13 protein-coding genes are annotated in these 10282 nt (G+C 53.5%); 1 reads left to right on the plus strand and 12 read right to left on the minus strand.

The window, feature by feature from the left end; translation table 11 throughout:
- The 3 genes from rsmH to AAC083_RS01030 all read right to left on the minus strand — a co-directional run.
- The coding region (gene rsmH / locus AAC083_RS01020) for a 16S rRNA (cytosine(1402)-N(4))-methyltransferase RsmH (RefSeq protein WP_108535662.1) at nucleotides 1-564 on the minus strand (564 nt) is incomplete at its 3' end.
- Entirely contained in the window at nucleotides 565-1023 is a 459-nt protein-coding gene (mraZ, locus tag AAC083_RS01025; RefSeq protein ID WP_042039062.1) for a division/cell wall cluster transcriptional repressor MraZ, read from the minus strand.
- A 239-nt stretch (nucleotides 1024-1262) separates the two neighbouring features.
- A complete protein-coding gene (locus AAC083_RS01030; RefSeq protein ID WP_108535663.1) occupies nucleotides 1263-1559 on the minus strand; it encodes a hypothetical protein in 297 nt (98 codons plus the stop codon).
- Between the two features lie 257 nt (nucleotides 1560-1816).
- On the opposite strand from AAC083_RS01030, the gene AAC083_RS01035 reads away from it, so the two are divergent.
- Entirely contained in the window at nucleotides 1817-2671 is an 855-nt protein-coding gene (locus tag AAC083_RS01035) for a lytic transglycosylase domain-containing protein (protein ID WP_108535673.1), read from the plus strand.
- A gap of 380 nt (nucleotides 2672-3051) precedes the next feature.
- On the opposite strand, the gene lafU is transcribed toward AAC083_RS01035, so the two are convergent.
- The 9 genes from lafU to lafA all read right to left on the minus strand — a co-directional run.
- Nucleotides 3052-3999: a lateral flagellar motor protein LafU gene (lafU, locus tag AAC083_RS01040; RefSeq protein WP_108535665.1), complete on the minus strand. Its 948-nt coding sequence runs from the start codon at nucleotides 3997-3999 to the stop codon at nucleotides 3052-3054.
- Complete coding sequence (lafT, locus tag AAC083_RS01045; protein WP_108535666.1) at nucleotides 3999-4856, minus strand: lateral flagellar motor stator protein LafT; 858 nt, start codon at nucleotides 4854-4856, stop codon at nucleotides 3999-4001. Before lafT ends, lafU begins: the two co-directional genes overlap by 1 nt.
- Nucleotides 4857-4903: 47 nt before the next feature.
- Nucleotides 4904-5617: a lateral flagellar system RNA polymerase sigma factor LafS gene (gene lafS, locus AAC083_RS01050; protein WP_108535667.1), complete on the minus strand. Its 714-nt coding sequence runs from the start codon at nucleotides 5615-5617 to the stop codon at nucleotides 4904-4906.
- 6 nt (nucleotides 5618-5623) lie between these two features.
- Nucleotides 5624-6082 (minus strand): lateral flagellar basal body-associated protein LafF, encoded by a 459-nt coding sequence (gene lafF / locus AAC083_RS01055; RefSeq protein ID WP_108535668.1) that lies wholly within the window; start codon nucleotides 6080-6082, stop codon nucleotides 5624-5626.
- 37 nt (nucleotides 6083-6119) lie between these two features.
- The gene (lafE, locus tag AAC083_RS01060) at nucleotides 6120-7196 is read right to left on the minus strand and encodes a lateral flagellar hook-length control protein LafE (RefSeq protein ID WP_308810987.1); all 1077 of its coding nucleotides are present in this window, start codon (nucleotides 7194-7196) and stop codon (nucleotides 6120-6122) included.
- Nucleotides 7193-7531 carry a LafX gene (locus tag AAC083_RS01065; protein WP_108535670.1) on the minus strand — a complete coding sequence of 113 codons (339 nt, stop codon included), beginning with the start codon at nucleotides 7529-7531 and terminating at the stop codon, nucleotides 7193-7195. The genes lafE and AAC083_RS01065 overlap by 4 nt, the downstream gene beginning before the upstream one ends.
- A gap of 122 nt (nucleotides 7532-7653) precedes the next feature.
- Entirely contained in the window at nucleotides 7654-8046 is a 393-nt protein-coding gene (gene lafC / locus AAC083_RS01070) for a lateral flagellar export chaperone LafC (protein WP_108535671.1), read from the minus strand.
- A gap of 54 nt (nucleotides 8047-8100) precedes the next feature.
- On the minus strand, nucleotides 8101-9384 hold the full coding sequence (gene lafB / locus AAC083_RS01075; RefSeq protein WP_108535672.1) for a lateral flagellar capping protein LafB: 1284 nt from the start codon (nucleotides 9382-9384) through the stop codon (nucleotides 8101-8103).
- A 109-nt stretch (nucleotides 9385-9493) separates the two neighbouring features.
- Nucleotides 9494-10282, minus strand: a 789-nt coding sequence (gene lafA, locus AAC083_RS01080) for a lateral flagellin LafA (RefSeq protein WP_108535674.1), incomplete at its 5' end; no start/stop codon positions are given.

A 10282-nucleotide genomic window follows, 5' to 3' on the forward strand; every position in this document is an offset into this window, starting at 1 on the left:
GGCAATCATCTCCGCCAACTGGCGGGTTCGCACATAGGGCTCGGTGACCCGATCGTGGACGATGGCGCGGGCTATTTTCTTGGCAAAACGCTCCTCGCCGAAGGTCTTCAATACCCAGGCAATGTCATCCACATCGGCGCGAGCCAGCCACTGTGCGGCACTCTGGCCGGAGGTGGGGTCCATCCGCATGTCGAGCGGGCCGTCTTTCATGAAACTGAAACCACGCTCGGCATCGTCCAGCTGGGGGGAGGAAACACCCAAATCCAGCAGAAAGCCGTCTACCTTGCCCAGCAGACCGCGCTCGGCCAGATAGGTAGTAATGCCGGAGAAGGGGCCGTGCACGATTTCGAAACGGGGATCCTGGATCTTGGCAGCCTCTGCAATGGCCTGGGGATCCCGGTCAATAGCGATCAGCCGGCCGTTCGGGCCAAGGTGCTGGAGAATCAGACGAGAGTGACCACCCCGGCCAAAAGTACCGTCGACGTAGATGCCGTCCGGCTTGATGGCCAGCCCTTCAACGGCTTCGTGCAACAGCACTGTGATGTGTTCAGCGGCTTGGGTCATTTATAAAGAAAAATCCTGTAGTCGTGGCGAGCTTGCCCAGTCGTCCTCGGGCAGGCCCTGAATGTCATCATTGACCTGTTGTTGCCAGCGGGCTTCATCCCACAGCTCAAACTTGTTGAGCTGGCCCACCAGCATGATCTTCTTGTCCAGCCCGGCGTGGTTACGCAGTGGCTGGCTCAGCAGCAGACGGCCATTGCCATCCAGCTCGCATTCGGTCGCATGGCCGAGCAACAACCGCTGCAAGCGGCGCTCTACGGGGTTCATGCTGGAGAGCATCTTGAGCTTGCGCTCTATCTCTTCCCATTCATTCAGGGGGTAAAGCAGCAGGCAGGGATGAGCAATATCTATGGTGCAGACCAGCTGGCCCTCGCTTTCGTCGCGCAGCCAATCACGGTACTTGGTCGGAATTGCCAATCGCCCTTTGCTGTCCAGGCTGATGGCGTGAGCACCACGCAACAAATTGCAGTCCCTGAAAATGAGTTAAGAGGGCAAATCGCCCGATAAAAACCACTTTGATCCACTTTTCCCCACCTTGAAGTTTAAGGACGTGCTGAGGGCTTTTCAAGAGAGGATATCGGGCATAGGGAACATATTGACGCAGTGTTTGGGCAGCGCTGATTAAATGAGTTGATTTTCCACGAGTTATTTGTGTAGAAATAAAACCGATTAATTTTGGGCTGGGGTATAAACCGCCATAATCAGGGAGAAATAATGAAGCGGTACAATACAACGGTGCACAAAATGATGCTGACGCCGACCACAGGGTAAATGATGTAGTCATCCCCTGCTCGCCGTGCCCGCAAGCAAACCAGCTGGCAGAGCAACAAGTTGTAGATGATCAGCAGAAATGTCAGCAGAAGATTAGTACCAAAGGCCAGCTCCCCTGTATACATGACATAGAGACCCATCAACACAAAATTGGCGAGAATCAAATACAGTAAAAACTTCTGGATCGCCTTGCCCGCTATCGGGGTCTTTTTTACTCGTGTTATCATGCTTACCACGTCCTGGATTCCACATGAACAGTCGACAAAAACTGTCAAAAACTGTTGAGATACATCATGTTTTTATTGTTCAGCCCTCCCTGCATACCCCTGACATCATGACTCGGGTACTCTGTTGGCTAGTTGGCACTCTGTTACTGACCTCTCCCTATTGTTATTCCTATCATAACTATCATTGGCAGGCTGGTTTTCCTACCCCTGTACAAGGAAAAGGAGTCGAACTAGTCACTCAACAGACTCAGTTCCTACTGCAGCAACGTGAGCATCTGCAAAAAAGAATCACTCAGTCGCAGCCAATGATCCGGTGGGTCGGACAACAGGTTCGTGAACGTAAGCTACCTACCATGCTCACTTTCCTTCCCTTGATTGAGAGCAGTTATCGGCTGGATGTTGTATCAGCTGCAGGGGCTGCCGGACCTTGGCAGTTGATGCCAAGTACCGCGGCTCGTTTTTCCATTCCCATGATTTCAGGTTTCGATGGACGCTACTCTCTACCACTCGCAACTGATGCGGCACTCACCTATCTCAGTTGGCTCTATCAGTTTTTTGGTCAAGATTGGCTGCTGGCTTTGGCGGCTTACAACGCGGGAGAGGGGCGGGTGCTGAAAGCAGTACTCGATGCAGGAACTCGTAATGTGTGGGAACTATCCCTACCGACAGAAACGCGGCTATATGTGGCCCGGTTCATTGCACTATCTCAGCTACTGGATCGCGCAGAACAATACCAATTCGTTTTGCCATCTTGGCAGGAAGGGGAAGATTTGCAGGTGATACGGCATCCGAATAGCTGCTCATTACTGGATTGGGCGATGGCAAAAGGTGTAGCCATGAATGAGGCCAGTCGCTGGAATCCTGCCTGGCAGCTACCCAACGCTCTTGGAGTAACCAACTGTCCCATCGTCTATAGCCGCGGGAAATCCCCTACTCCAGTCACAAAAAAAGGGCAGAACATCATTCAAAAAGCCATTTCATTAGAAAGCTTGCATGACCCCTTGCTGCTGCAGGCAGCAAGGGGTCTGGATATGAGCCGTGGAGCTATCAGACTGGAGCCGTTACCGGATCCACTGGGACTGGAGACGAAGCGCCCCCTCCTGATACCATGAAACAATGTCGCCAATGACTGAGCACTGGCGACAGGTCTACTGATTCTGGATCTGACCAACGGGCGCCATAGAAGCTCAGGTATTGACCAATTGAACGCCGATGAGTGATTTGGCAATCCAACACAATACGTGGGGAGAGCGACAGACTGACAATCTCGGGCAGGATGAAACGTGCAGGTGCCAGAAAGCCAACCCCCCCCGGCCCTATATCCTTGATCACAACCCGGCCGATGCTCTTATCGAACAGAAGACCCGACACCATGAGACGTGCTGCAATACCACAGCTTTGTGACTCCAGTGGAGTACTGCCATCATGCAAATACCAACGGGGGACCTTACGGCGAGGATCACTCAGCGTATCCGATCCCGGCAGGTCCATTTCAAGGTTGTCCATGAGAAGTGTCGTCCTTGGCTTGCTTCACTGCTGCTTTCGTTTGCACACTGAATAACTGTTCCAGATTTTTTTCCGCCTGACTTGTCATTACCAGCAGTTCGATGCGGCGGTTTTGGCTACCTTGAGGATCAGCTTTATCCTCCAGCATGGTATCTGACATGGCCACAACCTGCCCGACGCGTTCTGGGGGCATACCTCCGGCAAGCAAGACCCGCCTTGCCATCATGGCACGATCAGATGAAAGCTCCCAGTTGCTGTAGTTGTCACCCGCAAAAGGGGTGCTATCGGTGTGGCCCGAGATCATGACTCGGTTTTCAACTCGCTGAAATATGGGAGCCAACGCCATTAGCATATGCCGGAAGAAGGGGCTGATCCTAGCACTCCCACGGCTGTACATCTCACGCTCATCGTCATCACGAATGAGGATCCTCAAGCCTTGCGGTACCAGTTGTAGCTCAAGGTTGTTTTTGGCTTGCATCTGATCCGCCAGCGAGCCAATGAACCCTGCCAGTTGCTTCATCTGTGCCTCACCTTCAATTTTCCCCACCAGCAAGTTCTCGTAACCACCGCTGGCCCCATCAGAAAAGATGCTGCGATTCCGCTGCATATGCTTTGGCATCCGCTGTCCTTCCTCGATAAATTTGGGACGGAGCTCTTCCAGCACAGATGGGTGGCCTCCCAGATCCACCGGGTAGGGACTGTTGCGGATATCGAACGGGTTTGCTTCACTGTCCATGATACTGTAATCACGTAAACGACTGGCGACGACCTCACGCTCTTCCTGACTTGAGACAGCCAGGATCCATAACACCATGAAAAATGCCATCATCGCCAAGGTGAAATCGGCAAAGGCCACTTTCCAGGCCCCCCCCCCCTTGGGCGCACTGTTACGCCGTTGCTGACGCTTGATGATGATCTGTTCGTGGTTGCGCATTACATGGCCCTGTTCGTCACCCAATCTTCCAATTCAAGGAAGCTGGGTTTAACGTCAGGCTCCAGCATCTTACGGCCTGAATCGACCGAGATGAGCGGGGTTTTGCCACGAAGCTGGGCGATCAGAATAGATTTGATACACATCAGCAGTCCTATCCGGCGCTTGACCATCTCCTCCATGGCGTTGCTGATAGGCTCCAGCAAGCAGTAGCAAAGGAAGATGCCAATGAAGGTTCCCACTAACGCCGCAGCGACATGCACGCCGATATTGCTCAATGGGCCATCCAGGTGCTGCATGGTAATAATGATCCCCATCACCGCAGCCAGAATACCGAAACCCGGGCAGGCCTCACCTGTCTTGTGCAGGGCGTGTGCCGGTTTGAGCATGTCCTCTTCAATAGCCATGATCTCCAGTTCCAGCATGGTATCCAGCTCATGAGGCGTAATCTTGCCCATGCCCAGTAAACGCAAGTTATCAATGATGAAACCGAGCAGTTGAGGGTCTTCCGATATCTGGGGATACATCAAAAACACTGAGCTCTGCTGCGGGTTTTCGATATGTTCATCGAGTGCCTTCATGCCCTTATTGCGAGTCTCCTCCAGCAATTGGTGCATCAAGGTCAACAGTTCACGGTAGATCTCTTTCTCATCCTTGTTGGATTTGAAACACTGCTTCATCTGGTGCCACATCTCATGCATCACCTCTTTCGAGTTACCAAGAAACATGGAACCGACCGCAGCACCTATGATGATGATAAGCTCAGCTGGCTGCCACAACGCGATCGGCTTTCCGCCCGCCATCATGAAACCACCCAGCACACAAATGAAAATGACGCCAAGACCTATCTGTTTTTGCATGAACGCTCCCGCAGAATTCAAGGAGCCTCACCACACCTGGTGAAGCATTAATATATGGAGTCGACCAAACGTTGCTTGAGCTGAAGGACGCACTGTTTGTGCAATTGGCAGACTCGTGATTCGGTCAGGCCCAGCACCAGCGCGATCTCTTTCATATTCAACTCTTGCTGGTAATAGAGTGAGAGCAGCAGTTGCTCTCGCTTGTCCAATGAGGTGAGAACCTTGCTGATGGTCATGGCCATATCAACATCATCAGACTCAGTGGCAGGTGCCTTGCCGCCATTCTCCAGCCACTCTTCCAAGCTCTGTAACGCTTCGGCTTGACTGGCATATGCCAGTTGGCGTACTTCCTCCACGGTACAATTCAGGGAGACGGCCAGTTCTTGCTCAGTCGGGGCTCGTCCCAAACGGTTATACAGTTCTCGCTGGGCTTGATTGTGGCTATGCACCTGCTGACGTAGTTGACGAGGCCGCCAATCCAGACGCCGAAGCTCATCGAGCATGGCACCACGAATCCGTTTGAAAGCGTAACTTTCAAACTGAGGGTCCGGTTCACTGTCATAACGACGCCAGGCCTCCAGCAGGCCCATCATACCAACCTGCTCCATATCCTCCTGATCGAAGCAGGCAGAGACCTGGCTGCGCAGGTGGCTGGCTGCCCGTTTAACTAAAGGCAGATAACGAGTCAATATAGCCTGCTCACCCATACGAGGGGGTGACGTGGCAAACTCAGGCGGCGTATCCCAGTTGGCATCCATCATGCGGTGTTACTGCACCAATACCTTGGTGATCAACACTTCATCCAGATAGGTCTTGTACCCATAGCCCTGCAGTGTCGTAACCAGTTTACCAAGCAGAGAACTTTGCAATGCCGTGATGTTCTGGAGCTCTTTTTTCACATCATCGTGCGTGCGATGGCTGAAATACTGCACCATCGCATTGCGGATGAGTGGAGTCAGCTCATTGAAGGTATTCAGTTGTGCCGGATTGTGAGTAACCAGCGCCACTTCCAGCACAAGATAACGAGGCTCGGCGCCCCCTTCCAGACTGATGACAAAGCGATCCATCGGTTTGAACAATGGAGTCGCACTCAACTCAGGCGTAGGTTCGGCCAGCCCCAACCACACGGCGACCAAATCACGCTTCAGATAAACGCCATAGGCCAGCACGGCTAATAGGCACAGGGCCATCACGACCACCATCAACCACTTCATGACACGCCGCATAATATGAATCACTCTTGCTATTGCCGGATAATAAAAATCAGACCAGGGTATTCAGCCAGTCCCGCATAGTGCGATCAGTTGGATCAAGATCCTCTTGCCACTGCCGCCTGCCGGCCATAATTTGCTGTTGCTGCCATTTTTCCTGCTGTCCCTGCTCACTTCCCTGACCAACATTGACCTCAACCCCACCAGCATGATGGGGAGCTAAACTCATTCGCAGTCGCTCCATTGACTGGATCAATGTTTCTCGCACAGCAGGATTGGTTACATTGATCTGAACGTTGAGACGGTCACCATCGACCCGAACGGTCAGTTCAAGCTTGCCCAGCTCAGGCGGGTCAAGACGGATATGTGCTTGCTTGATCTGTTGATTGACCTGGATATCAAGCTTGTCCTTCAACACATCGACCAGTTGCTGGCCCCACTGTGCAGGGTTATCAGCCAACTTGGCGGGGGCCCATTGATATTCCATCGGCCGGGTAAGAGGCGATGACAACAGGTTTCCCGCCCCCCCCTTGAGCTCGGATACTCCAGACTCACGCTCGGCTGCCACTTCACCGCCCAGCACGGGTTGCAAACTGGCTATCAGCTTGTCGCGTAATGGCAGGTCGCCGCCCTGGGCAGCTTGCTGTCCCACCATCATTCGGGAAAAATCGGTCACGAAAAAGGCAGGTTTATCCTTGCCCAACGAGGCCAGTTCAACAACATGGGGCCGTTCTGTCTCCTGTCGCGTATAGGCCGACAACGAACGCAATGCCACCGATATGGAGGGAGCACCGTCATGAACGACTCCACTCTCCTTCCCGCTACTCATCGCTGCATCAGGTTGAGCATATCGCACAGATGATAACCTCGTGACGTCATCATTCAGGATGAATACGGGTGGCATGTTGGCGAAGGACTCCAATTGCTCAGTCGCATCTTCTGGCACCTCATCGGCCACATCAGTGTCAGCCTCGTCAACAACCTCCGCTGGCAGCGCAGTGAGTTCTTCTGTGAGCGAAAGATCCAAGGGGTGGTAAATTTCGCCTTGCTCGTCGGATTGACGAGCAAGGCGGCTGAACCCGGTCGATTCGAGGCTAGATAAGCTGTCGACACCGGCAAACTGGATCATGCCCATTCTTGTACCTCACCATAAGCCTGTAACCCCTCCCGTTTCAGAGACAGATCGCGCCATTCCTGCTCACGCAGTGCCGTTTCTTGCTGACATAACAGCAAGGCCTCCTGTTGCCAGTTACGTACCTGTGCACGAGCTGGCTCCAATGATGACCACACGTCCGGTTGCTGGAGCATTTGTTGAATGAATTGAGTCAGCCGGCTATCGGTCAGCCGCACAGCGTCCCATTGGCCAGCACGCGCCTGTTGTAAGCTCAGGCGACCCAGCCCCAACAGCTGACGCTGACGCGTCTCGAGTTCTGTACTGAGCGGCTTAGACCCGATCATCGACATGATAATGGCCCCTAATTAAGATGACCTTACCGACTAGCAAGGAGCAGGCCAGATATGGAGTTGAGGAATTTCAGATGATAGCGGTGGTATCGAGTTAAAACAGGGGAAGGATAACTTCCGCATTAGCGAGCATGCTGCGCCATCGCTTCCCAACCTTCTTTCAATTCCAGCAGAATGCGACGAACCTCGACAAACCCGGCGACATCGTTGGACACGCTGATCTCAAACAAACGCTGACCACAGTAGTCGTAAAGACGATGCAGATTGGCGGCAAGCTCCCCGCCCTTCTCCATGTCAAGAGCACTATCCAGTCCCCCCAAGATTTGCAGGCACTTGTTGATAGTCTGCCCCTTACGCTCAAATTGCTTGGCAAGAATATGGCCTTCCGCCCTGGCCATCTCATCGAGCAGACCATCCATCAGCATCAGCACCAGCTGATGTGGATCGGCACTGGCAGCCTTGGCCTGAGTAGCAGCAAACTGATAGGCATCGTAGCCATCTTGGTGTTCAAACATGTACAACTCGCTTGTTCGGGATAAGACGCAACGGATGGTGAGACTGACTCTGGCTTAGAGTGAGCCCATTGTCTGCATCATCTGATTCATGATGGTAAACTGGTTGAGATAGCGCTTATACGCGGAATCCATACGACGATCCAGTGCTTCCATTCGTTCATTTACACGCTTTTCACCAGCCTCCAACCCGCTCTTGCGCCCCTTCAAGGCACCGTCGCGTTTGGTGTAAGGATCGAGTGAGTCACTCATCCGCTTGAGCAGGCCATCATCTCCCATCAATGCCTTGCCAAGCAGTTCGGGATCCTTCTCCAGCGCCTTGTTGAAATCAGTCTCATTGAAAGAGAGCTTGCCCGTCTTGTCAGTTTTGATACCAAGGCTGCTCAGACTAAGGCCATTGGGCAGATCCCGCACACTGTTGGAAAGCATGCTTTTGAGACTGCGCACACCGCTATCGGAAGAGAGCGCACCAGGGGATTTAGGGTCGCTTGACGTCATCTTGGCCAGCTCATCAATCAGCTCGTTGTAGCTGTCGACGAACTTCTTGAGTGAACCGGTGACGGCTTCCTGATCCTGCGCCACTGTCACCAGCAGGGGGGCATCGTCGCCCTTCTGGGCTTTGGTCAACTGCAACGTCAGCCCGTCAACCACATTTTCAATCTTGTTGCTGGCGGAGGTAATGGTCAGTGGATCATTCCCTCCCATCTTCAGTATGGCATCCTGTGCCTTGGTAATTTCGCGCGGATTAGCAACCGCGCTCCCCAGTGCATCGGAGGCATCACCACTGTAGTTAAGGGTGATGGCATTCTCTACGCCACTATCCTTGCTGGTCAGCACCATGTTGACCTTGCCATCGGTACGAACCAGTGTGGCTTTGACCCCAGGGTTGTCCATAGCACCGTTGATGTGGGAGACCAGATCCTTGACTGTCGACCCAGGTGCAAAGGTGGCCAGATTGATTTCGAGCGTCTTGCCTTTAACTGTGAGAGAGAAAACGCCATCCGCAGGCAGAGGATCAGTCTCGCTATCCAGGCTGAGACCAACCTGATGAGACTGGGCCAGCTGTTCCACAAGGAAGCTGTACTGCCCCGAACTGGCCTTGCCATTGCTCGTCACCGTCATGATCCCCTCTTGGGACATGTCAGCCTTCTGGGCTTGCAGATTGGATGCCTTGTTCAGATCCTTGAGCATGGTCTGGAAACTCGACAGCTTGGTATTGAGCGCACTAATCGCACTCTGCTGCCCCTTGAGACTGTCCATCTGCTTTTTTAGCAGTTTATCCATATTCTGGCGCTCGATAGCTACCAGTTGCATCGCCATGCTGGCCGGATCTACTTGCATCATCACATCCTTTTATCTGTGGCATGCCTGTTGGAAAAAACCGAAGCGACTCTTTCCAACGCACAAGCAATAACAAAGGCCGCTCCGCTTGGAGCGGCCAGATAACTCATTAACGCAGCAGGGAAGTTACCATGCCGGTCATCTGGTTGGAGTTGGACAGCACGGACATACCAGCTTGCATCAGCATCTGGTTCTTGGTCATGTTGGTGCTCTCCTGGGCGAAGTCGGCATCCATGATGCGACCATTGGCCATGTCGGTGTTCTCTTTCATGTTGGAGAGGTTATTGACGGTGTGTTCCAGACGGTTGATGTTGGCACCGAACTGGGAACGGGTGGTACCGATGGCATCCAGAGCACTTTCCATCTTGGTGATCTGTGCATTGAAGGCAGTGGACGCCAAGGGAGTCGCTGCTGCATCGGCAGCGGCCAGATCCGTGGTCGCCAGGGCGATGGCGTCATTCACGGCCTTGACGTTAGCATTAGCAGCAACATCCAGCTTCTCGGCGGCAGAGCCACCGATCTGGAAGGTCACAGTCCCGGCACCAAACTTGCCCGTAGCACTGATCAGATCCTGGCCGCCAAACTTGGTGTTGTCGCTGATGTTTTGCAGCTCGGCAGTCAGCGCCTTCATCTCGGTCCCCATGGCCAGGCGATCTTCCGCGCTCGTGGTACCGTTGGCACCCTGGGTGGCCAGATCCTTCATACGCTGGACGATATTGGTCATCTCGTCCATGGCGCCTTCGGCGGTCTGCATCATGGAGACGGCGTCCTGGGCGTTGCGCATGCCGACCTTCTGACCGTTGGACTGAGCTTGCAGACGGGTAGCCATCTGCAGACCAGCGGCATCATCGGCGGCGGAGTTGATGCGCAGACCGGTGCCCAGACGCTGCATGGCGGT

Origin of the sequence: Aeromonas sp. HMWF014 (assembly GCF_963878295.1) — a bacterium.
In the GTDB taxonomy this organism is placed as follows: domain Bacteria; phylum Pseudomonadota; class Gammaproteobacteria; order Enterobacterales; family Aeromonadaceae; genus Aeromonas; species Aeromonas popoffii.

Coding starts and splice junctions, on each gene's coding strand:
- lafE (WP_308810987.1), bottom strand. CDS start 7,196: ATGATCCAGTTTGCCGGTGTCGACAGCTTATCTAGCCTCGAATCGACC.
- AAC083_RS01030 (WP_108535663.1), bottom strand. CDS start 1,559: ATGATAACACGAGTAAAAAAGACCCCGATAGCGGGCAAGGCGATCCAG.
- AAC083_RS01065 (WP_108535670.1), bottom strand. CDS start 7,531: ATGTCGATGATCGGGTCTAAGCCGCTCAGTACAGAACTCGAGACGCGT.
- lafC (WP_108535671.1), bottom strand. CDS start 8,046: ATGTTTGAACACCAAGATGGCTACGATGCCTATCAGTTTGCTGCTACT.
- lafT (WP_108535666.1), bottom strand. CDS start 4,856: ATGCAAAAACAGATAGGTCTTGGCGTCATTTTCATTTGTGTGCTGGGT.
- lafB (WP_108535672.1), bottom strand. CDS start 9,384: ATGCAAGTAGATCCGGCCAGCATGGCGATGCAACTGGTAGCTATCGAG.
- lafF (WP_108535668.1), bottom strand. CDS start 6,082: ATGCGGCGTGTCATGAAGTGGTTGATGGTGGTCGTGATGGCCCTGTGC.
- lafS (WP_108535667.1), bottom strand. CDS start 5,617: ATGATGGATGCCAACTGGGATACGCCGCCTGAGTTTGCCACGTCACCC.
- lafU (WP_108535665.1), bottom strand. CDS start 3,999: ATGCGCAACCACGAACAGATCATCATCAAGCGTCAGCAACGGCGTAAC.